Below are 24,322 nucleotides of genomic sequence, written 5' to 3'. Positions count from 1 at the left end.
GTATCGTAGGGGCCATGGTTGTTGCGTCAGCGCCCACCAAGCCGGGCACTACCGGGCAACGCGAGTCGGCTCCGGTAGACGTTACGGCCAGCCCGTGGGTCACCATCGTGTGGGATGACCCGGTCAACCTGATGACCTACGTGACGTATGTGTTCCAGAAGTTGTTCGGCTACAGCGAGCCGCATGCCACCAAGCTGATGCTGCAGGTGCACAACGAGGGGAAGGCGGTCGTCACCGCGGGTAGCCGCGAGTCCATGGAAGTTGACGTGTCCAAGCTGCACGCCGCCGGTTTGTGGGCGACGATGCAGCAGGACCGCTGAGGCTAGAGGTCGGCCGGGATTCCTTGTGCGCAAATGGAAGCGCGTCGAGACCGCCAACGGTCCCCGTTTTCGGTCCGGCTTGGCCTCCCACGAGGCCGCCCTGCTCAAGAACCTCGTCACCGCGATGATCGGCCTGCTCGACGAGCGCGAATCTTCCGCACCCACAGACGAACTCGAGGAGATCACCGGCATCAAGACGGGTAACGCCGAACCGCCCCGCGACCCGACGCTGCGTCGGCTGCTACCGGATTTTTACAAGCCGGACGACACGGAGGGTGACGCCGACGACGTCGCGTCCGCCGGCGACTCCCCCGACAGCCTCAATGCGGCGCTGCGCAGCCTGCACGAGCCGGACATCATTGATGCCAAACGCGTTGCCGCGCAAAAGCTTCTGGACACCGTTCCGGACAACGGCGGCCGTTTCGAGCTGACCGAGGAAGAAGCGAACGCCTGGATCGCGGCCGTCAACGACATCCGGCTGACGCTGGGTGTCATGCTCGAGATCGGGCCGGACGGTCCGGAGCGGCTCCCGGCCGATCACCCGCTGGCCGTGCACTTCGACGTCTACCAGTGGCTGACCGTGCTGCAGGAGTACCTGGTCCTCGCGCTGATGGGGAAGCCGGCCGGATGAACTCCATCACCGACGTCGGGGGCATCCGCGTCGGTCACCACCAGCGACTCGACCCCGACGCGTCGTTGGGAGCCGGCTGGGCCTGCGGCGTCACGGTCGTGCTCACCCCTCCCGGCACGGTCTGCGGGGTCGATTGCCGCGGCGGTGCGCCCGGCACCCGCGAGACCGATCTGCTGGACCCGGCCAACACCGTGCGCTTCGTCGACGCCGTATTGCTCGCCGGCGGCAGCGCCTACGGCCTGGCGGCCGCGGACGGCGTGATGCGCTGGCTGGAGGAACACGAACGCGGCGTGAGCCTGGACGGGGGCGTGGTGCCCATCGTGCCGGGCGCGGTGATCTTCGACCTGCCGGTCGGCGGCTGGGGCCGCCGGCCGACGGCCGAGTTCGGCTACGCGGCGTGCGAAGCCGCGGACACGGGGCCGACGGCCACCGGGACCGTCGGAGCGGGGGTGGGGGCGCGCGCCGGGGTCCTCAAGGGCGGGCTGGGGACGGCCTCTGTGACTTTGCAGACGCCTGCCGCTCCTGGCGTCACCGTCGGCGCCGTCGTCGCGGTGAACTCCGCCGGCGACGTCGCCGACCGCGCGACCGGCCTGCCCTGGATGGCGAGCCTGAGCGACGAGTTCGCGCTCACGCCACCGCCGGCCGCGCAGATCGCCGCGTACGCGGCGTTGCCGTCGGCGCTGAACCCGCTGAACACCACCATCGCCGTCGTCGCTACCGACGCCGCGCTGAGCGCGGCCGCCTGTCGGCGCGTCGCGATCGCCGCCCACGACGGCCTGGCGCGCACCATCCGTCCGGCGCACACGCCGCTGGACGGCGACACGGTGTTCGCCCTCGCGACCGGGGCGATCGAGGTGGCCCCGGCCGTCGATGCCAAACCGCTGCCCGCCGCGTTCTCCCCCGAGACGGGGCTGATCGCCGAGGTAGCGGCGGCCGCGGCCGACTGCTTGGCCCGCGCGGTGCTGGTCGGGGTGTTCGCCGCCGAGTCGGTGGCCGGAATCCCGACCTACCGCGACGTGTTGCCCGGGGCGTTCGGCTGACGGAGGGAACTTCGCCGGTAGCCTTGACGATGCCGGGAACGCGTGAGAAGGGCAGCTATGACCCAAGGACATCCGCGGGCGCCAGCGACCCCGTCGAAAAAGCGACCGCAGTGGGCGGTCGGCGGCGCCACGATCCTCACCTTCGTCGCGTTGCTGTACCTCATCGAGCTGATCGATCAGCTGATGAACCATTCGCTGGACCGCAACGGCATCAGGCCGTTGGAAGTCGATGGGTTGTGGGGGATCTTGTGGGCGCCCTTCCTGCACGCGAGCTGGACGCACCTGCTGGCCAACACCGTGCCCGCACTGGTACTGGGCTTCCTGATGACGCTGGCCGGTGTGTCCCGGTTCGTCTGGGCCACCGCGATCGTGTGGATCGTCGGCGGCTTCGGCACCTGGCTCATCGGCAACTGGGGCGGCTGCCGGTTTGAGTCCGACCACATCGGGGCCTCCGGCCTCATCTTCGGCTGGCTCACGTTTCTGCTGGTGTTCGGGATATTCGTGCGCAGGTTCTGGGACATCATCACGGGCCTGGTGGTGTTGTTCGCCTACGGCGGCATCCTGGTGAGCGCCGTGCCCGTCCTGGACAAGTGCGGCGGCGTGTCGTGGCAAGGCCACCTATGTGGCGCGCTGGCCGGCGTCCTCGCCGCCTATCTCCTGTCCGGCCCGGAGCGCAAGGCGCGGGCATCGAAGAAGGCCGGCGCACGGCGCCCCCGGACATGAGCCCGCGGTTGGCGCCCGTCGGGGTCTTCGACTCCGGCGTCGGGGGCCTGACCGTGGCGCGGGCGATCATCGACCAGCTGCCCGACGAGGACATGATCTACGTCGGCGACACCGCCAACGGTCCCTACGGTCCGCTGCCCATTTCCGAGGTCCGCGCCCACGCGCTGGCCATCGGCGACGACCTCGTCGAGCGCGGTGTCAAGGCGCTGGTGATCGCCTGCAACACGGCGTCGGCGGCCTGCCTGCGCGATGCCCGCGAACGCTACGACGTGCCCGTCGTCGAGGTGATCCTGCCGGCGGTGCGCCGCGCGGTCGCCACCACCCGCAACGGACGCATCGGCGTCATCGGCACCCGGGGGACCATCAACTCGCATGCCTATCAAGACGCCTTCGCCGCCGCCCGCGACACGGAGATCACGGCGGTGGCCTGCCCGCGGTTCGTCGACTTCGTCGAGCGCGGGGTGACCAGCGGCCGTCAGGTGCTGGGGCTGGCCGAGGGCTATCTGGAGCCGCTGCAGCGCGCGCAGGTGGACACCCTCGTGCTGGGGTGCACGCACTATCCGCTGCTGTCCGGCCTGATCCAGCTGGCCATGGGCGAGAACGTGACGCTGGTTTCCAGCGCCGAGGAGACCGCCAAGGAAGTGCTTCGGGTGCTCACCGAACACGACCTGCTGCGCCCCCATGACGCGCCGCCGGCCACCCGCGTGTTCGAGGCCACGGGCGACCCCGAGGCGTTCACCAAACTGGCGGCGCGATTCCTGGGCCCCGCGGTGACGGGAGTTCAGCCGGTGCAGCAAACCCGTGCCCGGTAGCGCGGCGGGGAGATTCTGGTCACATCAAAGCGGCGATGTTTTCTCCATCGTGCGATCGGGCATGGCACAGTAGTGTCCGTGCGAATAACCGTGCTCGGCTGCTCGGGCAGCGTGGTCGGTCCGGATTCGCCGGCATCGGGTTATCTGCTTCGGGCGCCGGATACCCCGCCGCTGGTTCTCGACTTCGGCGGCGGTGTGCTGGGCGCGCTACAGCGCTACGCCGACCCCGGCTCCGTCCACGTGCTGCTGACACACCTGCACGCCGACCACTGTTTGGACGTGCCGGGGCTGTTCGTGTGGCGCCGCTACCACCCGTCGAAGCCGCTCGGGAAGGCGTTGTTGTACGGCCCGGGCGACACCTGGTCGCGGTTGGGGGCCGCGTCATCGCCCTATGGCGGCGAGATCGACGATTGCTCGGACATATTCGACGTTCATCACTGGGTTGAGGGCGAGCCGGTCACGTTCGGGGCGCTCACGGTGACGCCCCGGGTGGTCGCGCACCCCACCGAGTCGTATGGCTTGCGCGTCACCGATCCCAGCGGTGCCTCGTTCGTCTACAGCGGTGACACCGGCATCTGCGATCAGCTCGTCGAGCTGGCGCGCGGCGCCGACGTTTTTCTCTGCGAGGCGTCGTGGACGCATGCGCCGGATCGCCCGCCCGCGCTGCACCTGTCGGGCACGGAGGCCGGCCGGGTTGCGGCCCAGGCCGGCGTTCACGAGCTGTTGTTGACCCACATTCCGCCGTGGACTTCGCGCGAGGACGTGATCAGCGAGGCCAAGGCCGAATTCGACGGTCCCGTGCACGCGGTGGTATGCGGTGAGACGTTCGATGTCCGCCGCTCCGAAAGGGTCTGAGCACCCGGCGTTGGCTAGGGTTACTGGGTGTCCAAACGAGAAGACGGCCGCCTCGACGACGAGCTTCGCCCCGTAGTCATCACCCGCGGATTCACCGACCACCCGGCGGGTTCGGTGCTGATCGAATTCGGCCACACCAAGGTCATGTGCACCGCCAGCGTCACCGAGGGCGTGCCGCGCTGGCGCAAGGGGTCCGGCCTGGGGTGGCTGACCGCGGAATACGCAATGCTGCCGTCCGCCACCCATTCCCGCTCCGACCGTGAATCGGTGAAGGGCCGGCTGAGTGGACGCACCCAGGAGATCAGCCGGCTGATCGGCCGGTCGCTGCGGGCGTGCATCGACCTGAGGGCCCTGGGGGAAAACACGATCGCCGTCGACTGCGACGTGTTGCAGGCCGACGGCGGCACCCGCACCGCCGCCATCACCGGCGCCTACGTCGCGCTGGCCGACGCCGTGACGTATCTGTCGGCGGCGGGCAAACTGTCGGACCCGCGTCCGCTGTCGTGCGCCATCGCGGCGGTCAGCGTCGGCGTCGTCGACGGCAGGGTTCGGGTGGACCTGCCCTACGAAGAGGACTCGCGCGCCGAGGTCGACATGAACGTCGTGGCCACCGACACCGGAACTTTGGTGGAGGTCCAGGGGACGGGGGAGGGCGCGACGTTCCCCCGCTCGACGCTGGACAAGTTGCTCGACGTGGCGCTGGCCGCGTGCGACCAATTGTTCGCCGCGCAGCGCGAGGCGCTGGAGCTGCCCTACCCGGGGGTGCTGCCGGAGGGACCGCCACCGCCGAAGGCGTTCGGCACCTGAGCGCCCGGCGACGATGCAGAGCGAAGCGATGAGGAGGAGCGGCGCTTGTGACAAGCTGCTGGTCGCCAGCCTGACCCTGGCCTAACTGCCCCGCGGTCTATCACCGCCGACACCGCGGCCAAGAAGAGACCCATTCCAGTCGGTCATGACTCGTCTTCCTGCAGCTCGAATATCGGGATGGTGCGCGTGGTTTTTGACTGGTAGTTCGCGAACGCGAACGCGGGTACGGTCGCGTTGATCTTGGGGATGATCGCCTCACGTTCGGACGAGTCGAGCTCGTGCGCGACGACGTCGAACGAGTCGGTGGCGACTTCAACGCGCGCTCGCGGGTTGGCCCGCAAGTTGTGCACCCACGCCGGGTTGACGTCGGCGCCACCGTAACCGGCGACGATCAGCAGCTTGCCGTCGATACGGAAGGCCACCAGCGGCGCGACGCGCGGCTCGCCGGACTTCGCGCCCTTCGTAGTGAGTAGCAACAGCTCGTTGCCTTCGAATCGCCCGCCCACCTTGCCGGCGTTGGCGCGAAACTCGTCGGTGATGTTGTTATTGAGCGCTTTTAGCGTCTCGGCATCGGGTTTTTGGCTCACCCCTGGGGGAAGCTACTTCGTCGCCCTGTCTATTCCTTGCGGAGCGTGCCGTACGCGTGCCGGCACTGCTGAGCGATTCGCGTCGCCGACCTATCGGCTCGCAGTCCGTAAGGTGGCCGGGGTGCATCGGCAACTGCCCAGACGCGCGATTAGGAATAGATGATGACCCGCCTGCTGGTGGCCAGCCGCAACCCCAAGAAGCTGGCCGAGCTGCGCCGGGTGCTCGACGGCGCCGGCCTGACGGGGCTGACGCTGGTCTCGCTGAACGACGTCGCGCCGTTCGACGAAGCCCCCGAGACCGGTGCGACGTTCGAGGACAACGCGCTGGCCAAGGCGCGGGACGCCTTCGCCGCAACGGGTCTGGCTTGTGTGGCCGACGACTCGGGTCTGGAGGTGGCGGCGTTGAAGGGGATGCCTGGCGTGCTATCGGCGCGCTGGTCCGGTAATCACGGCGACGACGCCGCCAACACCGCGCTGGTGCTGGCTCAGTTGCGTGACGTTCCCGACGGACGGCGCGGCGCGGCGTTCGTGTCGGCCTGCGCGCTGGTGTCGCCGTCGGGCGAGGTCGTCGTCCGCGGCGAATGGCCCGGCACCATCGCGCGGGAGGCGCGCGGCGACGGCGGGTTCGGCTACGACCCGGTGTTCGTTCCGTGCGGGGAAGACCGCACCGCCGCACAGCTCAGCCCGGCGGAAAAGGATGCGGTGTCGCACCGCGGTCGCGCGCTGGCGCTGTTGGTGCCGGCGCTGCGCGACCTGGCTGCACCACGACTGTGAAGCTGGCTGCATACTCGAGGCTTAGAGCCCGAAGCGCGCCTTGACGTCCTTGGTCTGGAAGTGCTCGACGATGATGCCCAGCAGGGGGATGGTGCCGGACAGCAGCACCCCGATGGTCTTGCCGATCGGCCAGCGGACCTTGATCGCGAGGTTGAACGCGGCCAGCACGTAGACGAAATACACCCAGCCGTGCACCACCTCGATCCACCGGATCTCGTGGTGGAAGACCAGGTGCGAGACGATCTCGTAGCACAGGGCGATGAGCCACAGGCCGGTCGTCCACGCCATGATCCGGTAGCCGAGCAACGCGGTGCGGATCTTCTCGACTGGGAAGGCGGGCGCCGGCGCGCCGGGGGTCTCGGGTGTGGTCATGCGGTGGTCCTGTTCTGCTTCTCGGCATCTTCTTTGGCGAGCTCGGCCAGGTAAGCGTTGTACTCCCGCAGCGCGGGATCGTCGGGCGCCGGCTGCGCCGGCTTGGGCCGTTCGGGCAGCAGGCCGGCGGGTATCTCGGTCATCTCGCCGCCCTTGTGCGGCTCCGGTGGCGCCGCTTCGTAGCGGACGAACTTGCGGTAGGCGTACACGCAGAACCAGGCGAACAGCGGCCACTGCAGCGCATAGCCAAGGTTCTGGAAGCTGCCCGAAACCGACTGGAACCTGGTCCACTGCCACCAGCCCAGCGCCAGGCAACCGCACGCCGCGGCGATCACCAAGGCGATCAGCGCGGGCCTGCGACGGCGGGTAGTCGGCACCCCTTGAAGGTACCGCCCACGATTCGGGCCCGACGAATTCGCGGCCGGGGCGGCTCCACGGAACTTCGAGGCCTTTCGGTTATGGGCCGCGCCGCCGACACGTCGTCGTCGCCGCGAGGCGATAGGATCGCGAAGTCTTGCGGGCGTGGCGAAATTGGCATACGCGCCGGCTTTAGGTGCCGGTGCTCGAAAGAGCGTGAGGGTTCGAGTCCCTCCGCCCGCACCGATGCGGCAGGGTAGTTCGCGCAGGTAGATGGCTGTTTTCATGTTTGCCAGCTAACCTTCTGGCCGTTCCGTGGCCGCATTTTGGCCACAACTTGCGAGTAACTTCGGCGAGTCACAGTTATCTCCCGTGGAGTACCGGGCGTGCAATGTGACAGCCACGGCGTCGAGATCGTCATCAAACAGATCCGCATAGGTGTCGAGGGTGATCTTGGCCGACTTATGGCCAAGCATGCGTTGCAGCGCAAGCACATTCACCCCGGCCGACACAGCCAACGATGCACACGTATGCCGCAAATCGTGAGGGGTGACCTTCTGGACTTTCGCCCGATTGACGGCCGCCTGAAACCAGCCGGTCGACGACTTCGGCCGCTGCATATAGCCGCCATCGCGGCCGGGGAAGACAAGATCGCCGGGAGCCTTCCCCTTGCACTGACGGGACAGCTCGTTCAGCACGAACTCGGGCACCGGCACCGACCGCGCCTGGCGCCCCTTCGTCGGCCCGACCGCATGCCTGGTGCCAATTTGCACGGCGTTCTCCGAGACGGTGAGCCGGCGCCGCAGGAACTCCACATCGACCACGCGCAGGCCGATCGCTTCACCCCAACGAATCCCGGTATACGCCAGCACGAACACCAGCGCCCGGTGCTCGCCTGCCGCGTCAGCCAGCCGTTGGACGTCATCGGCCGACAGGTATACGTGCCGACGCGCAATCTTGCGGGGGAGATTCTCGATGCCCTTGCACGGGTTGGCAGCCAGCCGCTTCGCCTTCACGGCATCGGCGAGAATCCCTGAAAGCACTCCCTGCGCGCGCAGCACCGTCGTCGCCCCGCTGCCGTCGCGGCCCATCGCGGCAATCCACGCCTCCACGCCAAGGGTGTCGACGTCCGCTACGCTGATCGACCCCCACTTAGGTTTCACGTGCACGCGGTAGGCCGACTCCAACATCCGGTAGTGCGATGGCGCGGTCGCCTCTTTTTTGCGTGCAAGCCAGTCAGCGGACAGCTCGCCGATTGTGATTCGACCCAGCGATGGCTTGACGTAGGAGCCGGTCAGCTTGTCGACCTCGACGGAGTTCGCGAACGCCTCGGCGTCCCTTTTCGTCCGAAAGCCGCGTTTCGATGTCTCTCCGCGCTCGGGGGTGCGGTAGCGGACGCGATAAAGCGTTGCACCGCTTGAGATTTGGTACTTGCTAATCGTCGCCATTGGCCAACGCTTCCTCGATCTCGGATTGCATTTTGCGGGTCATCTGAGAGCGGTTCTGCTGCTTGACATTCGGCCCGAGTCGATAGTCGCGTTCCTCGCTGAACGTGCCGCCCCATAGCATCAACGTCAAGTCGGCAAGGCGCTCAGGACTGATGCCGAGTCGCTTGGCTAATCGGTGCTCGGTCAACCCCTGACGGGCAATTACGCCGGCCAGCTTGTCGACCGCAGCATTCATGGTCGCAAGGGCGTCCTGACTCATGGCGACCGTATTCCACGCAAATCCCTCGCAAACCCTTCGCAGGGTCTCAGGTCGGACCATGAGCTTGTCTGTGACGTTGACGTATGCATCCGTCTCCGATTCCAGAAGGTCAGACAGGCCGCGATAGCACCAGTCAATCGGCTCGCCAGCCACCAGGTGCCCCTCAGCCACCATCTGCAGCGCGAGGGTCACTGCCAGCACCGTTGAGAATGACGGCACTACGTCGCCGGACTCAAAGCGCCGCACCTTGCCCGCGTCCCAACGAAGCCCAACATCGCGGGCGCACCGCGCCAGCTCGTCCTGTGTGGCGCCGACGCGCTCGCGCATGCGCTTGCAGTTTTCGCCGACCAGGACGGCGAGCGGGCGCGGTGAACTCACGTGACGAAGCGTAGACCAGAAGTGGTCTCCTTGACAATCGAACTCCACGACTGTAATTCTCTAACCATCACGTGAGCCATATCTGGCCTACTTGAAAGGACGTGATGCTATGACCGCCGCGACAGACCTCGGCATCGCTCTGCCCGCGCAGGTGGCAGAAGTGCTCGACACAAGCCCCGCTGGTCTAGCACAGATGCGCTATCGCGGTACCGGACCAAAGTTCATCAAGCGGGGGAGGCGCGTCCTCTACCGCTGGACCGACGTGAACGCGTACCTGGACGCCAACACAATTCAGCGCACTGACGACCCGCGAGGCGTTGTCGCGTGAGCGCCCGGGGCGCCCCTGAAAGTGATGGAGGCCGGCCCCATTTGGGACCGGCCAACCACGTCACCAGGGCTCACCACAGCGCTGATACACCCCAGGATAGTTCACTCACAGCCGAAGGGGCGCCGTCAGTACTGAGTGGCCAGTATGGTGCGGGCCACCCGATGACCGAGCAGCAAGCTCGCCGCATCACGAACCGTATCCAGTACGACTTAGGCAAGGTCTGGGAGCTGGTGAGGCTGGCCTATATTGGCCGCGCCTGGTCGGCGCTGGGCTACCAGTCGTGGGGCGACTACTGCACCCGCGAGTTCGGCACTGCGCGGTTACGTCTGCCGCGTGAGGAGCGCGCCGAAGTCGTCGCATCGCTGCGGGAGGCGGGGCTCAGCGACCGCGCTATTGAGTCCGCGACTGGGGTATCTCGGCGCACGCTGATTCGGGACCGGCAGGCAGGTGGTGACAATGTCACCACGTCAGGCGATGCCGATGCGGACACGCTCGCCGAGGAGCTGATCGCGTCAGAGCCGCCCGGCGCACCCACAGAATCGACGCCCGGCCAAACGGACCGGGTCAACCAGGCGTTAGAGCGTGCGCGGGGGACATCGTCGGCGCAGGTGATCGGGATCGACGGCAAGCGGTACCGGCCGAAGCCGCCTGAGCCGGCAAAGCCCCGCCGCAAGCCGATCACCGATGCATTCGCGACGGCCACCTACGACACCGGAAAAAAGATCAAAACCCTAACCAACCTAGCCGCTGACGATCGCTTCTCTCGCAACGGCGAGGAACTGGCCCATCGGAACCTCGGCGATCTTCAACGGGCACACCAGCAGCTCGGTGAGGTAATCACACAGTTGCAGGGCTGGTGGGACCGGTGACGTCCGTTGCCTCTCAGCAGGTCTCGTTCTGGCCCACCTGGGAATTCTTGCAGGCTGTTGTGGCCCAAGCGAATTGCGGGCCGCTCCCGTGGCCCGGCACGTCGAGCTGGTGTGAATTAGCGGACGGAGATCCGCGAAAGTTACTTGCCCTGGCCAGCTTTGGCGTCCATCATGCACTGAGGGTCGAGGTAGCCCAGGAGGCGCACGCCGAAGCGAGCAGGGCCATCTTAGCCGGCGCCGACTGGCCGAAGGTCGCGGGGGAGATCCGGCAGCGCAGCGAATTTCGGGAGTCACGGCCGTGGTTGAGAAGGACTCCGGCATGACCGAAGTCGAGCACCCGGAACCTATCTACGCCACCGCCTACGACCTCTACCGCGACCGCGGCTGGGTGCCCATCAAACTGCGCGCCGGCATTAAATTCCCACCGCCGACCGGGTACACGGGCCGCGACGGCGTCGACCCCAGCTTCGCTGACATGCACGCGTGGGCCACCGACGAACCCCACGGCAACATCGCGATCCGCCTACCGGCCGACGTGATCGGCATCGATGTGGACGCCTACGACGGCGAAACTGGGGCGGAAACATTGGCTGAAGCCGAGAAACGTTGGGGGAAGCTGCCGCACAGCCCGCGCTCCACCAGCCGCGACGACGGGGTATCGGGCATCCGGCTCTACCGCATCCCCGCCGGGATCGAACTGGTGAGCGTGCTTGAGTTTCCCGAACTCGGCATCGGTGACATCGAAATCTGCCAGCACCACCACCGCTACGTCATGGGCTGGCCGTCGCGCCACCCGAGAGGAGACACCTACCGGTGGCTGGGGATCGACAACGAGCCCCTTGCCGAACCGCCCGCGCTCCATGACATCCCCGACCTACCCGCCGCCTGGCTGGAAGCGCTGCGCAAGCCCGAGCGCAACGGTGCCGACCTTGGTGACCACGGTCCCTACAACGTGCGGCAAGCGCTCACTGAGGGCGAAATGTCGCGGCGCGTGGCGTGGCGGTTGGGCGAGGCCGTCGCGGCCTGCTACGGCCCCAGTCGCCACGACCACACGCGCGACAACGTTCTGGGTCTGCTGCGCTACGGCAAGCAAGGCGACTTCGGGGTACTGCCCGCACTCAAAGCGCTGCAAAAAGCGTTCGTGGCCGCGGTCGGCCCGGACCGGCCCGGCGGCCATACCCAGGCCTCCGAGGAATTCCGCAACTTTGTCAACAGTGACCGGGCCGCGCAGCTGCTCGCCGAACCCGACCACGACGAATGGACCCACGAGCTCGGCAACCCGCCATCCGACCCCGAAGATCGCCACCCCGGCGAATACCACGGCCCCCAGGACCGAGCCGACCAGGCCGACGCTGCCGAGGGCGCTATCCAGCATCGCATGACCGTGCTGCGGATCAACCGGGAAGCCCAGCGCCGACTTGATGACGAAGAAAACCCACCGACCGCGCTGCCGGCCGTCAAAAACCTCGACGCGCTGCTGGGCGAACCCGACACCCCGGTGCGCTACCGCATCGAAGAGGTCGCCCCCGCCGACAGTCGCGTTATCTTCTCCGCGCAGTACAAAGCCGGAAAAACCACCGCCCTCGGGAACCTGCTGCGCTCCCTGGTCGACGGCGACGACTTCCTCGGCGCATTCACCGTGAACAGCACCGCCCGACGCGTCGTGCTCATTGACGACGAGCTGTCCGAGAGCACGCTGCGCCGCTGGCTGCGCGACCAGAACATCATCAACACCGCGGCCGTGGCCGATGTGGTTACGCTGCGCGGCAAAGTCGCCTCTTTCAACCTGCTCGACGACCGCTGCCGCGACATGTGGGCCACCCGGCTGCGCGACCTCGGCTGCGACTATCTCATGCTGGACTGCCTGCGGCCCGTCCTCGACGCGCTCGGCCTCGACGAAAACCACGACGCCGGCCAATTCCTCACCGCCTACGACGCTCTGCTGCACGACGCCGGCGTTCCCGACTCGGCGCTCGTGCAGCACATGGGCCACACCAGCGAACGCGCTCGCGGTGACTCACGCCTCCAAGACTGGCCGGACGCCATCTGGCGTATCGTCCGCGAAACCGAAGAACCCGACTCGCCGCGCTACTTCACCGCCTACGGCCGCGACGTCAGCGTGGCCGAAGGCCGACTCAGCTACGACCCGGACACCCGGCGCTTGACCTACGCCGCAGGATCACGCACCGACGCCAGGGTTGAGGCCGCCAAACTGGCGATCATCAAAGTCCTCGCAGAGCAAGGAAACGGCGAACCGCTGAGTGTGCGCGCCCTACAGGATGCGCTCAACGGCGAACACAGCCAGAAATCCGTGCGGGCCGGCGCTAAACAGGCCATCAAAGACAGGCTGGTGACCGTCGCGGACGGCCCACGCGGAGCGAAACTGCACAGCATCTACCGCGCGTGCAGCCAGTGTGGCCTGCCGGTGGCGGTCGGCAGAGAGCGACATGAATCTTGCCCGACGCCCGAACAACGCGAAGACGGGATCTTTTGATGACCCCAGCGTGTCAGCGTGTCGCACTGTGTCACCAGTGTGTCAACACACTCGCGGAGTGGCAGTGCGGCAGTGTGTCAGCGTGTCTATATGAGACACGCACACACACGCACTCACCACGGGTGACGGAACCCGCCCAAAAATCGGGTCAGTGTGTCAGCGGAGCCACCTCATGAACCGCCGCCAGCGCCGGGCCCAGGCCCGCGACCCGCACTCAGCCTCCAAGATCCGCGACCTACAGCATCGCGTGGAAACCACCGGTCGCCCCGGCATCATCTACGGACTGGATGGCGCCTGCTCCGACTGCAGCGCCACCGGAGAACTCCATCTATTCCCCGGGAAAAAAGTGATCGGCCACATCTTCCACGACGACGGCTGCCCCGCCGCCGCCGGCACCGTCACTTGGCAACCCGAGTCGATCAAATGAGCACCGACCGGCCTTGCGGTGACTGGGCGGCCACGCTCGACAACCGGCATTTTTCCGGAGTCGTTGCGGGCGTGGTCCGACAACCACGAGTATCGATAGCGGGGGCAGCGTCATGAAACTCAACCCCTCCGAAATCCGGGTCGCGTACTGGTGCATGTCCAGACTCACACGCGGGTGTCTGGACAAAGTTCCGCGCTCGGTGGCGGATCTGTTCAACCGGCTCGACGTCGAATATCGCAACGTCGAATACAACCTGCTGTCGCCCGAGCGCCACGAAAACGACAGCGCCCCCGATGATCCGCGAAGATTGAAACTGATCAGCGCGGCCCAGGCCGCCGAGTTGCTTGGTATCTCTGAGCGGTCGGCGCAGCGAAACTACGAGAAGCTTGGAGGTCAGATGGTTTCCGGCGTATGCGTATTCGACCGCGATGCTGTTCTTAAGCGCGCGGGGAGGACCAGTGCCTGACCAATTACAGCAAGCCGTCGAAGGCTGGCTTGCCGGCCTTGGCGAAGTCGAATTCCGTTGCTTGGTCGCGCGCACCCGGCCGCCGGACGAGCCGATGCCGGGGACGCCGTTGGGAGCGCGTGATGCGCACTGAATTCGCCAGCGGCGACAGGAGTGTGTCCAGCGCGTATCGGGGCCTGGCGCGCTGGGCCGGCGCGTCTTTGGAGGCCGTCGTAGAACACGCCGAAGCGGGCCGGCTGGGCGAGCTCATCGAGGCCCGCTCGCTCACGCGGCCGATCAGCGGATCCGAAGCGCTACGGCAGCTGGAACGGCGCAGATACGTCCCCGGCGAGAAGCCGCGATCACCGGCCGCACTGCTGGGTGAACTGCGTGCCCTCGGGCTGATCTGGGCAGCCGAGGAGCAACACGAACATCATTCGCGTGATCCGCGGAAGCTCCTCGCCGAACTTGATACGAAGCGGTGGGGGCCGGGATGACTGCGAAGGTCAACCGGTGCGCGCGCTGCAGTCGCCGACTGCGCAACCCGCGCGCATCCGGTGCCGACTGGGCGGTGTCGATCGCCACGGATCCCCAGACCGACCTGAGCCACGTCGCCGAGATCTACTGCCCGGATTGCACAACCGGCACTGAGAACGTTCAGCGCGAGCGGACCGACGCCGCGGTCGACTACGTCTGGTTCTCCGAAGAGCAGTTCCAAATGTGGCCGAAAGCCGCCAGCAACTGAGAAACCCGATTGGAGACGGACGGCATGAAAGCGCAAGCAGCGCAAAGAGATCCACAAGTCCAGGTTCGGATGCTCGATGCGGTCTGGGGTAACTTCTACGACTACCCCGACGGTGTCCAGCGTGGGGACGTCGTGTCGCTGCCGGAGCTGGCCGCACTTCGGCACGAACACTTCGGCCTCGTCGAACCGGTAGGCGCCGAGCACGAGACGCCGGCCGAGCGTGAGGCGCGCGTCAGCCGCACGCGCGAGCGCGTGAAGGCCTGGTTGGCCGCGAAGAATGCCGAGATTGAACGTGAGCGCGCGGAAGTGCGCAATCAAACCATCGACTGCGCGACGGGGTTGCCGATGAAGGCGCAGCGGTGATCGCGACCATCCCCAGCGACGCGCACATCAGCACGAAACGCTTCCATTTTTTCCTGGGATCCGCATTTTTTCGCCAGGCCGTTCCGGCGACGGGCCGGCCTCGCCGTGTCGCAGTCTGTACGGGTCTGGGGATCCGAAAAGAGGTCTGGGGACTTTCCGGGATTTTGGACTCAAGCCTCGCGGCGACGACCCTTGCCAGTCCCATTTTTTCGCAGACGGGTTCCGGCCCGGTTTTGTGCCAACTTTTTTGGCCAGACATTATTCGCCAGCAAACGACCCTGAACGGCCGACTGCCTGCCGAGGTATCCGTGCCTAAATCGAGCGATGATCATGGGAGTTGACTTGCCTGGACCGGCCTCGAAAGCTGCCTCGCACAGTCTGCGTAGCAAACGCGACGTGGGGGCCGATCCAGGCGCGGTTAACGCACCGCGGACGAGGAGGAGGTCCGCGTGAGCAATCCTGTCCCGCAGTCGATCCACACCGTCCCGGCGGTCGACTCCGGCATTCCGCAGCCACCGGACTGGGCGCAGGTCAAGGCGTGGGGCGCGACACTCGTTGCCCAGATCGAGGGCTCGATCGCTCAGGCGCTGTTCAACATCTCGGTTCTCGGCGTCAAGCCGTTTGTGGCGCTGCAGCAGTTCGGCAACGAAGTGTTGGGCGCGGTGACGCAGCTTCAGAATCTCATCGACGCGATCGCCAACGCGCTGGGCTTCGCCGGGACGAATCACACGACCGGCAACATTCAGACCTATTTCACGACGGTCGCCGGCCAGATCCAATATCTCGGCGTTACCGGGCTTTACGACGCCGAGCAGGGGTTCGCGAATCTCGGGTCGTCGCTGCTGAAGAACCTGACCGCAACCGGAGCCGGCCTGGGCCAGTTCGATGCCTCACAACTAGCCAACATCGCCAATATCACCGCCGGCATTCCCGGGCCGGCCGTCCTGGGCCCCTTCAGCACAAGCATCGAAGCCGATCTTCAAGGCGTCGGCAACGCGCTCTGGCAGATCTGGACGGGCGCCACGGGGACTGTCACCGGTGTGCCGCAAATTCAGAGCGCCGCAACAACCTTGCTCGGCAGCGTTGATAGCGCGACGACGATCTCCCAGAACGTTTCTTCGCAGCTGGCGATGCGCGCGATCAGCAAGCCCTCCTATATAGGCGTAGACCCCTCGGCCGACGCGGTTTTCAACATCACCACCCTTGCCGGATCGACACCCACGACGATCAACGTCACCGCGGCCGTCAGCGCGATAGGAATGATCGCCACGCCAGACGGCGGACTTAAGAAATCGATTTGCTGGCTGGGTGAGATATCCAATGTCGCCACGCTGACGGATATGTACATCAACATCTATCAGGTCGATCTTTCGACGGGCGCCCTGACGTTGGTTCATGCATCGGCGAACATCATCGGACAGATCACCAGTAGTGGTGCGCCGCTGTGGAATTACTACGACCTGCCGTCACCGTATATCGACACCTCGAATAGCACTCCGCAGCAGGCGAACTGGTATGCGGTCGAGATGCAGGTGGTCGGCAGCGGTACCTATCAGGTGGTCGGGATGCCCAACCACTGGCTACCGGCGAACAGCAACGCTTACCCCAAGCAGCTTGCCGCGACGAGGGGTTCCGGCGCCGCGCCGTCGACCATTGCCAGCCCAACCTATTCATCGAATGTGCCGTGGCTCGCCATGTGCGGTATCGCTGGCACGTCTGAACATGCCCCGGTCACAACGCTTTTCTCCACGGCGGGCAGCGGCCAGAGTTACGCGGTGCCGTCCTGGATGAAGTCCGGCGACAAATTCGATCTGGTGATGGTGGGCGATGGGGGCGGAGCTGGCGGCAGCGCGGGTGGCGCTGCTGGCATCTGGAATGCCGTCACACTGACCTACGGTGTTGACATTCCGCTGTCCACAACGACATTCACCGTCGCCGTCGGTGCCGGAGGAACGGCAGGGAGCGCGATCACCAACGGCGGCTCCGGCTCCGGTTGCTCAGTAGCAATCACCGGGTACGGAACCGTTTCCGCTGCCGGGGGCGTCGGGTCAGGGTCACCCGTAGGAGACTACGGCCAGGCGGCAGGAAATGAAACATTCAACGGGACCACTTATTACGGCGGCACGGAAGACACCGGCGGCTACGCCAACGCCCCGGGCGGTGGGGGCCTTGACATTGGAGGTGCCGGAGATCCGCGAAAGACCGGCGCACCCGGCGCTGTATGGATCACGGCATACCAAGGATAGGAAGACGATGGCGACACACATCTTGACGCCGAAGGCGGCCAACCAGTATTCCGGGCTCACCAATCCCATTCTCGGATGGCAGTTCACGGCAGCGACCGCACTGGACGTCTTCGATGGCTGCAACCTGATCCGCCAATCCGGATGGAGCTGGCAGATCACACCTGACCCCGCGAACGAAGCGCTGTGGACGATGCAGATCGCCAAAGGCGGCTACGCGCCGCTGATTGTTGCCGACACCCAATGGTTTGTGTTCGACGGGTACTTCGTCCGGGTGCTCGACCAGGCCGACGTCGAAGCCAACTACACCGTGACGACCCGCTGACGCGCGCCCGCGGCTCCGGCCACGACTGGATGGACCGGCGACTTTAACGAGGACGGTTATGCTGGCAGCTTCGCAGGCCGATGCATCGGGCCGCTCTCGGCGTGTCGGCCAGGGGCAATATCATTGACAGTAGAGCCGACTACCTGGGGGAATGAGGTGACAAACGACTTGAGCTACAGAAACTGCGTCGAAGCGCTGCCGAACCCCGACAGCGGCCTTATGCTACCGCGCATGGGCGACAGATTCGCCGATGAGGAGCGCGCTGCACTGCTCGCCTTGCTCGAGGAACGTCCGGCCATGCTCGGGGAACGAGCTGGTAAGACCTCGTGGTCGACGATCGCCTCGGAAGTCTCGCTGCGCGGTTCGGCGTTGGCGATCTGGCATGACTTGCATCCACCGGCGCCCCCGATGCTCGCTCTTGAAGGCCACATCCAGAGTGCCGATGATGCGGACATCTGCTTCCAGCTGGCATGGAAGCAGCTCGTCGAATGGCAAGAGTCGACAGAGTTCGACCTGATTACGGTGCTCGACGCTGAATATCCATTGGCGCTGCGAGGAATTCATCAGATGCCGCCGATGCTGTTCGTCAAAGGACAGCTACGCACTGACGAGGTTGGCGTCTCTGTAGTCGGATCACGCAGTGCGACGGCGCACGGGCTAGCGTTCGCCGCGGGTGTCGCCGAAGGGCTTGCAAAGCGCGGGATCTCAGTCATCTCTGGTCTGGCTGACGGCATTGATGGCGCAGCGCACGAAGCGACGCTGCGCGTCGGCGGCCGGCCAATCGGCGTCATCGGAACCGGCATCAATCGGGTCTACCCCGCGAGCCACCGCGAGCTGCATAAGCAGGTTGCTGCCGCTGGCGCGCTGGTGTCTCAGTTCCTGCCTGACGCGCCGCCGAGCAAGCATTCGTTCCCAATGCGCAACGTCACAATGTCTGGACTTGGCCGAGCTTCGGTCATTGTCGAGGCTAGCGAGCACAGCGGCACCCGCATTCAGGCGCGGGTCGCCGTGGCGCATGGCCGCCCGGTGATCCTGACCGACTCCGTTGTCAGTGCGACGAAGTGGGGCCAAGCGATGAGGGGCCGGCCCGGTGTATACGTTGCACGCGACACTGCAGAGGTGATGGACCTCGTCGAGCGGGTCCTCGATGAGGATGACAGCGACGGGCTCGACGTCCTCGCACCGTCGACGGGACGGCCGGACGTCCGTTGATCCCGGCCGGGATCCGGTCGCCGCAAGTGAGCGTCTGCTCGTCAGCCAGGCTGGCGGTTACCTTCGCAACGTCATCCGGGAGCCGTATGTCACCTGTCGCGTGTGCGGTACGCCGGTCGACGGCTATGAGCGCTGCTGGCGCTGTAACCGCGACCAGTGGACCCCTGGGATTGCCGATTTAGTAGCGCCGCTGACCTACGGCATCGAGCGCACACAGTCGGGGATTCTTCTGCGTCACTATAAGGACGACGTCAGCGCCGAGGCGCGGGTACAGCACAGCCGTGTAGTGCGTCGGCTGCTGTACCTCGGAATCATGAAGCATCAGAAGTGCATTGAGAAGCGCATCGGAAGGCGCGCGACCATACGCGTGACGGTTCCATCCCTGAATCGCCGACCCGGGGTCCACCCGTTTGCGGCGATCGCCCAGGCGATGAATGCAGTCAATGAGGACCGGCTGGCCTTGGTGCCGACACCGGGAGCAACGAACAACCGCGTCATATCTGCTAGCAAGTTCGAGATCGTCCCCAAGCAAAGCCTGCGTGGTCAACACGTCCTCGTCATGGACGACACCTGGACGACTGGGTCGAACACGCAGTCGGCGGCAGTCAAGCTTCGCGAGGCCGGCGCCGAGCACGTGAGCGTGATGGTCGTCGGACGGTGGCTCTCGCCGATGTACGGGAACAACGCCGAATTCATCCAGAGCCGCCTTCGGCGGGACTACGATCCGGGTATTTGTCCGGTGACTGGCGGCGACTGTCCCTGACCGCGCAGGGAGGTTCAGTAGGTCGTTCACCCAGTCGAGCGCGTGAGCTAGGCTGGCGGCTCACCGCCTAACGCGTCAAGCAACTTCCCCAGGAACACATTGGCGGTTGCCAAGGTCAGCGACATCAGTTCGTTGATCATCGGGCCGATGCGATCGGCGCCATACTGTTCGACCAGCGCGTGGCCGGTCGCAAAAAATGCGGCCCACTCTTCCGGCGTCCTCGGCGCACGCCCCTCGGGGTGCAAGCGCCTGTGCAGCTCGGCGATATTCAGATCATCTTCTGACATGTGGCGCAATCCTTTTCGCTCTACTCACCACACCACCACCACGGCGTTGTCGCCCCCCGTGCACCGCACGGCTTGCACCACTGCGCCGTCGCTCAAGTGCGCGGTGAACCCGCCGATACATTCCATGGCGTAGGTCTCTCCGGTGACCGGGGAATAGGCCGAGACGTCGGGGCCGCCCTGGACTAGGTAGGCCCTGCGCACGCTGTCGGCGAAGGCGCATGACGTGACCGTGGTCGCTACGCCCGAATGTCCTGAGGGGCATGTGACGAACATGCCCTCGGTTGGCGGGGGTTCGGCGTTGGCCGACCTGGGCGTTTGCACGGGCTTGGCGCTCGGCGGCGGTGCTGCTGTCACTGTGACCGTCGGGGGCGGGAGGGCCCCGACGGGTGCTGTGGTCACCGGCTCCGGCGGCGCGGAGGAGATCGACGGAAGCGCTGCGGCCGGAAGCGGACCCGGCTCCATGATGCCGCCTTGGAGCACCGGGCCGTCGTCGTGCGGGCGCGGCCACATGGCGACGCCGACCGCGATCAGCACGCCGAGGGCCACGAGCGCGGCAGCGTAGGCGAAAGCCAGCCGCCACGACGGCACCGGTGGCGTGCTGCGGCCCCACGCGAGGCGCAACCACCACGGCGACGCGGCGCGGTGTTCCTCGGTCTCGTCGTCCTGGGACCACGCCAGCTCGGGCGCCGCGGCCGTCGCCGGCGGCACGATGGTTGTCTCCGCGCCGCCCGCACCGTCGCCGTCCCATTCGGTGGTGGGATCCGGCGACGCCGCGTCAGCCATTTAGACCACAGGCTTGTTGTCTGGCGCGGCCTTCGGCGACGGCCTGCGGAGCATCACCGAGCCGATAAGCGCCACCGCCACGCCCACGGCGCCGAGATAGATGCCAGTCCCCATCGTCGCTGTGATCCCGGGCTGGCTTGTGTCGGGGGTTCCGTCGGCGCCGATCGGATAAAGAGTCTGCGTTCCGGCTGTCGTGCCGACGTACACGATCCACACAGCAGCCAAGACGCACGGCACGATTGCCAGGGCGGCCCGCTGGCGCCCCTGGTCGACGTAATAGGCACCCACCGCGATCCAGATCGCGAGCGCTATCAGCACCCAGCCGCCTTGCTGGATGAGCGTGTTGTCCTCGATTCGGCGCACCGAGCCGGATTCGTTGAGCGGCAAGAAGGTGGCGATAACCATCGCCAGCGAGCCGAGAAGAGCGAGGCCAAGCGCCAACGGGTTCTTCATGCCGCCGCATCGTACTCCGTCCGGTCTCGGGGAATGGGTCGCTTCTCATTGTTCGCATCCTCTCGGCGCGCAGCGATACGCCCGTCCGCGGTCGGTCGGCGCCGGGTCCACGACGCCCTCGTCGACGAGTTCATCGAGCGCGGCGTCGATCTGCGGGCGCACGTCGGAACGCAGTGCTTGGCTCAGGCGTGTGCGTGACATCTGCTCGCCGGGACCAAGGGCGCCGAGCAGTCGCACGATGGACTGTTTGCAACGCTCGAGCTGCTGGCTGAGCATCTCCTGCACCCGCTCGGCTTCACTGGGCACGGGCAGCGTTAGCCGGTCGATGGCCTCAACGCGCTTGCCATCGGCGACCTGAACGTAAATGGCGGTCGTCTGCAGGTTGGCGTGGCGCAACAGCGTCTGGGCCGTCCTAAGGTCCGCGCCGCTGGCGACCAGGTTGCTCCCGAACGAATGTCTCAGGCCGTGAGGCGTGCCCGGGACGCCGGCTCGGCGCATCGCATTCCCGATGATGTCCGAGACGCTCTTGCCGTGGACGTGGTCGCCCGGGCGCCGGCTGTTCGCAGGGAACCACCAGCCGCGGGCGGGCATCGTCAACGCTGCGGCCACCAGCATCGGATGCACCGGCAGGCTGTCGGTGCGGCCGCCCTTGCCGGTGACTCGCAGCGTGCGGGCGTCCAGGTCGATGTCCTCGCCGCGGAACTTCGCGATCTCGTGCACCCGCAAGCCGGCCAGCGCGGCCAACAGGATCATGACCCGGGTCCGGTGGTGCATGCGCATCTCCAACAGCTCCCGCAGCCCCGAGTCCGACACCGGCCGTGGTGATCCCTTGGGCGCCTTCGGCCGCGGCAGCGCCACGGTGGCGTGGTGGCCGCCCTGCTGGGCCCACCACTTGAAGAACGCGTGGATGGAGCCGAAATAGGACGCCCTGGACCCGGCCCGCAGCTGCGAGCTGGCCAGGAACCGCGACACGTCCACCGCCCGAATCTCAGTGCAGTCCTTACCGGATTCGCGTTCAAGGCGGCGCATGACCGCCACGCCATCGCGCACCGTGCGCTCCGAGCGCCCGGCGCCACGCATGTAGATCTCCCAGGCGTCCAGCGGCGGCAGACCGCCGTCACCGTCATCGTCGCGCACGAGCCGCAGCACTGCAGTCATCGTCGGCCCCTCACCACGCGCAGGCCGCTGCAGCGCGGATCTCGTCGTTGTCGACCGCCGTATAGCGCTCCGTCGTCGCGATGGAGCTGTGACCGAGCAGCGTTTGCACGGCGCGCAGGTTGCGGCTGCCGCGGTACACCCGCGAGGCGTAGAGATGCCTCAGGGTGTGCATGCCATAGCCGGTGGGCAGCACGCGCGACACAATGGTGCCCACCCATCGAGGGCTGAGGTGACCGTCGTCGTTACCGGGGAACAGCCACCCGTCGGTGCCCTGTCCGAAAGCGGCCAGCTCGGGGGTGTGCCCCACCGCGCCGCGGCGCACCAAAGCGGCCAGGTGCTCGCCGATCGGCACCATCCGCTGGCGTCCGCCCTTGCCGTGGACCAGCAGACGCGCACCGTCGATGCCGTCGATCAGGTCACGGGTGTGCACCCGGGCGACTTCAGCGCGTCGCAGTCCTGCCTCGCCTGCCAGGCGCAGCATGAGCGTTGTGCGAGCGTCGGCCGCCGTCAGGGCGGCAGCCCATGCGGCATCCGGCGCGGGCCGCGGAACCCCGTGCGGTGGACGCGGCTTGGGCAGCTCGTCGCTGAGGTAGGTCGGTACGCGGCCGGTGCGGTAGGCCCACGAGAAGAACCCGCGAGCCGTGCTGCGGTAGCCCTTGCGGGTCTCCGGCGTCCAGTGGGTTTGGCTGCCGAACCAGCCGACCAGCAGCTCGCCCGTGACCGCTTCGGGCGCGCAGCCGAAGGCGCGAGCCATCGTGGCCAGGTGACTTCGGCGGAGTTTCAGCGAGGCGGCACGCTGGCCGCCGGCGGCCAGCGTCAGCAGGTAGTCCTCGATCGGGCGCACCCATTCGCCGGGGACCGACTTGCATCGGTACTTCAGAGGCGGCTTGGGCAGCCCGGCCAGGAACCGAGCTGTGCTTTCAACATCCCCGGTGTGCAACACCTGGCCGTCGCGGTCAAAAATCCGGCAGTTCGCGCCCTGGTGGCTGAATCGCAGCCGGCGCGCCTTCGCGGCCTTCCGAAGCCCCTCGTAGGTGATCATCGGTCCAGCCGATCCAATTCGTCGGCCATGTTCGTAGCCGTGGCCGCCAGTTGGCGAAGCTCGACGGACGTGAACTGTGTTCCGTCCGTGTACATGTGGACGTACCGGTCGATGGTGCCGTCCTGATCCTGGACACCTTCGATGGAGATGTCGAGGCGGTTCCTGGACTTCGGATACTGAGGCAGCGGCCGCTCGATCACGGCGCGGGTGCCACTGAATTGCCGCGTCCAATGCCCCTCGCCGTCGTCTTCCCAGTGGAACACCTTGCGCGCGGCGGCCGGCGTGGGTAGGTGTGCGAATCGCTCGGCGTCGACCCTGTTCTTCTCGACATGCTCGCGCGCCGCGTCCAGAAGGACGTCCGCGACGTCGGCGGGATCACCCTTCGCGTTGCTCTCGAAATTCAGCATCCAGCCGACTTGATCAAACGTCAGGTCGTCTTGCAGGTCGCGCCAGGTGGTTGCGGTCTTGTCGGGGGTGGTGGGTGTGGTCGACATGGGGGTTGTCCTTTCGCGTGAGGGGATTCTGGAGGGGGTGGTATTCCGAGTGGGTCATCTTCCGCGCGGGGGGAGGAGATCGGGACGACCCATTGGAGCCACCGTGGCCGCACCGTGGCCGCAATTTGGCCGCAGTAACGGTTAACTGAAGTGAATTACCGTAATGTCTTTTGGCAGATAAAGCCGAGTTCAGCCCGTTGACCAGGTAGCTGAATAGGGTTCGAGTCCCTCCGCCCGCACCGATGCCCCCGCCCGAACGAGGGCGCTGCCGGTGATAGCCGGGTGCTATTGGCTCTGGCCGCCGTTGCCGCCCGTGGCGGTGCCGTCTGAGGCACTCATGACATATGCGCCGCCGCCCCCGCCACCACCGCCTGAGCCGACGACTAGCGCAACGCTGCCGCCGTCGCCACCGGTGCCGCCGCCGACTCCGGCGCCGCTGTTGCCGGTAGCGCCAAAGGTGAACCCAGTGCCGCCGGCGCCACCGGCGCCGCCGGCGATCGTGGTGGCAGCGCCCCCGTTGCCGCCGGT

The 24,322-nt window shown here is 66.5% G+C and carries 32 protein-coding genes, 1 tRNA gene and 1 pseudogene; 22 read left to right on the top strand and 12 right to left on the bottom strand.

All coding sequences use genetic code 11. From position 1 onward, the window contains the following. The first annotated feature begins 14 nt into the window (after positions 1 to 14). The 7 genes from clpS to rph all read left to right on the top strand — a co-directional run bounded on the left by clpS (position 15) and on the right by rph (position 5,188). The gene (gene clpS, locus BN4348_RS47370; protein ID WP_066914654.1) at positions 15 to 320 is read left to right on the top strand and encodes an ATP-dependent Clp protease adapter ClpS; all 306 of its coding nucleotides are present in this window, start codon (positions 15 to 17) and stop codon (positions 318 to 320) included. A 25-nt stretch (positions 321 to 345) separates the two neighbouring features. Next, on the top strand, positions 346 to 951 hold the full coding sequence (gene aosR / locus BN4348_RS47365; RefSeq protein WP_066914653.1) for an oxidative stress transcriptional regulator AosR: 606 nt from the start codon (positions 346 to 348) through the stop codon (positions 949 to 951). After that, positions 948 to 1,991, top strand: coding sequence for a P1 family peptidase (locus BN4348_RS47360; RefSeq protein WP_066914652.1), 1,044 nt, complete (start codon positions 948 to 950; stop codon positions 1,989 to 1,991). The genes aosR and BN4348_RS47360 overlap by 4 nt, the downstream gene beginning before the upstream one ends. 57 nt (positions 1,992 to 2,048) lie before the next feature. Beyond that, entirely contained in the window at positions 2,049 to 2,714 is a 666-nt protein-coding gene (locus tag BN4348_RS47355) for a rhomboid family intramembrane serine protease (protein ID WP_066914651.1), read from the top strand. Continuing rightward, complete coding sequence (murI, locus tag BN4348_RS47350; protein WP_066914650.1) at positions 2,711 to 3,526, top strand: glutamate racemase; 816 nt, start codon at positions 2,711 to 2,713, stop codon at positions 3,524 to 3,526. Before BN4348_RS47355 ends, murI begins: the two co-directional genes overlap by 4 nt. Before the next feature lie 72 nt (positions 3,527 to 3,598). Then, entirely contained in the window at positions 3,599 to 4,381 is a 783-nt protein-coding gene (locus BN4348_RS47345; protein WP_066914649.1) for a cyclic nucleotide-degrading phosphodiesterase, read from the top strand. 27 nt (positions 4,382 to 4,408) lie between these two features. Continuing rightward, positions 4,409 to 5,188 carry a ribonuclease PH gene (gene rph, locus BN4348_RS47340; protein WP_066914648.1) on the top strand — a complete coding sequence of 260 codons (780 nt, stop codon included), beginning with the start codon at positions 4,409 to 4,411 and terminating at the stop codon, positions 5,186 to 5,188. A gap of 143 nt (positions 5,189 to 5,331) precedes the next feature. Here the strand turns inward: rph and BN4348_RS47335 are convergent, their stop codons facing one another. Next, entirely contained in the window at positions 5,332 to 5,775 is a 444-nt protein-coding gene (locus BN4348_RS47335; RefSeq protein ID WP_066914647.1) for a nitroreductase family deazaflavin-dependent oxidoreductase, read from the bottom strand. 159 nt (positions 5,776 to 5,934) lie between these two features. Between BN4348_RS47335 and rdgB the strand changes: the two genes are divergently transcribed. Further along, positions 5,935 to 6,549: an RdgB/HAM1 family non-canonical purine NTP pyrophosphatase gene (gene rdgB / locus BN4348_RS47330; protein ID WP_235852774.1), complete on the top strand. Its 615-nt coding sequence runs from the start codon at positions 5,935 to 5,937 to the stop codon at positions 6,547 to 6,549. A 21-nt stretch (positions 6,550 to 6,570) separates the two neighbouring features. Here the strand turns inward: rdgB and BN4348_RS47325 are convergent, their stop codons facing one another. Together BN4348_RS47325 and BN4348_RS47320 are read right to left on the bottom strand one after the other, a co-directional pair. Then, entirely contained in the window at positions 6,571 to 6,921 is a 351-nt protein-coding gene (locus BN4348_RS47325; protein WP_066914646.1) for a DUF3817 domain-containing protein, read from the bottom strand. Beyond that, on the bottom strand, positions 6,918 to 7,298 hold the full coding sequence (locus tag BN4348_RS47320; RefSeq protein WP_066914645.1) for a hypothetical protein: 381 nt from the start codon (positions 7,296 to 7,298) through the stop codon (positions 6,918 to 6,920). The genes BN4348_RS47325 and BN4348_RS47320 overlap by 4 nt, the downstream gene beginning before the upstream one ends. A gap of 139 nt (positions 7,299 to 7,437) precedes the next feature. Between BN4348_RS47320 and BN4348_RS47315 the strand changes: the two genes are divergently transcribed. Next, positions 7,438 to 7,521: transfer RNA gene (locus tag BN4348_RS47315), tRNA-Leu, on the top strand. 53 nt (positions 7,522 to 7,574) lie between these two features. Here BN4348_RS47315 and BN4348_RS47310 read toward each other — a convergent pair. Together BN4348_RS47310 and BN4348_RS47305 are read right to left on the bottom strand one after the other, a co-directional pair. Continuing rightward, entirely contained in the window at positions 7,575 to 8,726 is a 1,152-nt protein-coding gene (locus BN4348_RS47310; protein ID WP_084454279.1) for a site-specific integrase, read from the bottom strand. Beyond that, complete coding sequence (locus BN4348_RS47305) at positions 8,713 to 9,363, bottom strand: helix-turn-helix domain-containing protein (protein ID WP_066914644.1); 651 nt, start codon at positions 9,361 to 9,363, stop codon at positions 8,713 to 8,715. Before BN4348_RS47305 ends, BN4348_RS47310 begins: the two co-directional genes overlap by 14 nt. A 109-nt stretch (positions 9,364 to 9,472) precedes the next feature. On the opposite strand from BN4348_RS47305, the gene BN4348_RS47300 reads away from it, so the two are divergent. The 13 genes from BN4348_RS47300 (at position 9,473) to BN4348_RS47240 (ending at position 19,577) form a co-directional block, all read left to right on the top strand. Further along, positions 9,473 to 9,691 (top strand): helix-turn-helix transcriptional regulator, encoded by a 219-nt coding sequence (locus BN4348_RS47300; RefSeq protein ID WP_066914643.1) that lies wholly within the window; start codon positions 9,473 to 9,475, stop codon positions 9,689 to 9,691. Between the two features lie 161 nt (positions 9,692 to 9,852). Beyond that, positions 9,853 to 10,560 carry a hypothetical protein gene (locus tag BN4348_RS47295; RefSeq protein ID WP_066914642.1) on the top strand — a complete coding sequence of 236 codons (708 nt, stop codon included), beginning with the start codon at positions 9,853 to 9,855 and terminating at the stop codon, positions 10,558 to 10,560. After that, positions 10,548 to 10,883: a DUF2742 domain-containing protein gene (locus BN4348_RS47290; protein ID WP_308204256.1), complete on the top strand. Its 336-nt coding sequence runs from the start codon at positions 10,548 to 10,550 to the stop codon at positions 10,881 to 10,883. The genes BN4348_RS47295 and BN4348_RS47290 overlap by 13 nt, the downstream gene beginning before the upstream one ends. Continuing rightward, on the top strand, positions 10,880 to 13,054 hold the full coding sequence (locus BN4348_RS47285) for a bifunctional DNA primase/polymerase (RefSeq protein ID WP_066914641.1): 2,175 nt from the start codon (positions 10,880 to 10,882) through the stop codon (positions 13,052 to 13,054). The genes BN4348_RS47290 and BN4348_RS47285 overlap by 4 nt, the downstream gene beginning before the upstream one ends. A 172-nt stretch (positions 13,055 to 13,226) precedes the next feature. Then, entirely contained in the window at positions 13,227 to 13,481 is a 255-nt protein-coding gene (locus BN4348_RS47280; RefSeq protein WP_066914640.1) for a hypothetical protein, read from the top strand. A gap of 199 nt (positions 13,482 to 13,680) precedes the next feature. Continuing rightward, the gene (locus BN4348_RS47275) at positions 13,681 to 13,947 is read left to right on the top strand and encodes a hypothetical protein (protein WP_142308728.1); all 267 of its coding nucleotides are present in this window, start codon (positions 13,681 to 13,683) and stop codon (positions 13,945 to 13,947) included. A 122-nt stretch (positions 13,948 to 14,069) separates the two neighbouring features. Beyond that, positions 14,070 to 14,423 carry a hypothetical protein gene (locus tag BN4348_RS47270; RefSeq protein ID WP_066914638.1) on the top strand — a complete coding sequence of 118 codons (354 nt, stop codon included), beginning with the start codon at positions 14,070 to 14,072 and terminating at the stop codon, positions 14,421 to 14,423. Further along, the gene (locus tag BN4348_RS47265) at positions 14,420 to 14,671 is read left to right on the top strand and encodes a hypothetical protein (RefSeq protein ID WP_096866168.1); all 252 of its coding nucleotides are present in this window, start codon (positions 14,420 to 14,422) and stop codon (positions 14,669 to 14,671) included. Before BN4348_RS47270 ends, BN4348_RS47265 begins: the two co-directional genes overlap by 4 nt. A gap of 24 nt (positions 14,672 to 14,695) precedes the next feature. Then, complete coding sequence (locus BN4348_RS47260) at positions 14,696 to 15,034, top strand: hypothetical protein (RefSeq protein WP_160040506.1); 339 nt, start codon at positions 14,696 to 14,698, stop codon at positions 15,032 to 15,034. A 449-nt stretch (positions 15,035 to 15,483) separates the two neighbouring features. Beyond that, positions 15,484 to 17,280 carry a glycine-rich domain-containing protein gene (locus tag BN4348_RS47255; RefSeq protein ID WP_066914635.1) on the top strand — a complete coding sequence of 599 codons (1,797 nt, stop codon included), beginning with the start codon at positions 15,484 to 15,486 and terminating at the stop codon, positions 17,278 to 17,280. Positions 17,281 to 17,302: 22 nt separating this feature from the next. Then, entirely contained in the window at positions 17,303 to 17,602 is a 300-nt protein-coding gene (locus BN4348_RS47250) for a hypothetical protein (protein WP_160040503.1), read from the top strand. 231 nt (positions 17,603 to 17,833) lie between these two features. Beyond that, positions 17,834 to 18,814, top strand: a complete 981-nt coding sequence (locus BN4348_RS47245) for a DNA-processing protein DprA (RefSeq protein WP_160040500.1) — start codon at positions 17,834 to 17,836, stop codon at positions 18,812 to 18,814. After that, the gene (locus BN4348_RS47240) at positions 18,750 to 19,577 is read left to right on the top strand and encodes a phosphoribosyltransferase (RefSeq protein WP_160040497.1); all 828 of its coding nucleotides are present in this window, start codon (positions 18,750 to 18,752) and stop codon (positions 19,575 to 19,577) included. The genes BN4348_RS47245 and BN4348_RS47240 overlap by 65 nt, the downstream gene beginning before the upstream one ends. Positions 19,578 to 19,624: 47 nt before the next feature. Here BN4348_RS47240 and BN4348_RS47235 read toward each other — a convergent pair whose 3' ends face one another. From BN4348_RS47235 to BN4348_RS61675, 7 genes and pseudogenes are all read right to left on the bottom strand, one after another. Further along, complete coding sequence (locus BN4348_RS47235; protein ID WP_066914632.1) at positions 19,625 to 19,864, bottom strand: hypothetical protein; 240 nt, start codon at positions 19,862 to 19,864, stop codon at positions 19,625 to 19,627. Positions 19,865 to 19,888: 24 nt separating this feature from the next. After that, a complete protein-coding gene (locus BN4348_RS47230; protein ID WP_066914631.1) occupies positions 19,889 to 20,647 on the bottom strand; it encodes a hypothetical protein in 759 nt (252 codons plus the stop codon). After that, entirely contained in the window at positions 20,648 to 21,100 is a 453-nt protein-coding gene (locus BN4348_RS47225; protein ID WP_066914630.1) for a hypothetical protein, read from the bottom strand. Positions 21,101 to 21,145: 45 nt separating this feature from the next. After that, positions 21,146 to 22,258: a tyrosine-type recombinase/integrase gene (locus tag BN4348_RS47220; protein WP_235852773.1), complete on the bottom strand. Its 1,113-nt coding sequence runs from the start codon at positions 22,256 to 22,258 to the stop codon at positions 21,146 to 21,148. A gap of 10 nt (positions 22,259 to 22,268) precedes the next feature. Further along, on the bottom strand, positions 22,269 to 23,300 hold the full coding sequence (locus BN4348_RS47215) for a tyrosine-type recombinase/integrase (RefSeq protein ID WP_084454277.1): 1,032 nt from the start codon (positions 23,298 to 23,300) through the stop codon (positions 22,269 to 22,271). Then, entirely contained in the window at positions 23,297 to 23,794 is a 498-nt protein-coding gene (locus BN4348_RS47210; protein WP_066914629.1) for a hypothetical protein, read from the bottom strand. Before BN4348_RS47210 ends, BN4348_RS47215 begins: the two co-directional genes overlap by 4 nt. A gap of 285 nt (positions 23,795 to 24,079) precedes the next feature. Continuing rightward, positions 24,080 to 24,322, bottom strand: a pseudogene (locus tag BN4348_RS61675) (hypothetical protein); the annotation flags it as partial.

The sequence above is a fragment of the Mycobacterium interjectum genome (assembly GCF_900078675.2).
Taxonomy (GTDB): Bacteria; Actinomycetota; Actinomycetes; order Mycobacteriales; family Mycobacteriaceae; genus Mycobacterium; species Mycobacterium interjectum.
Note: the sequence above shows the minus strand (reverse complement) of the source record. Positions and strands in the feature narration are given on the sequence as shown.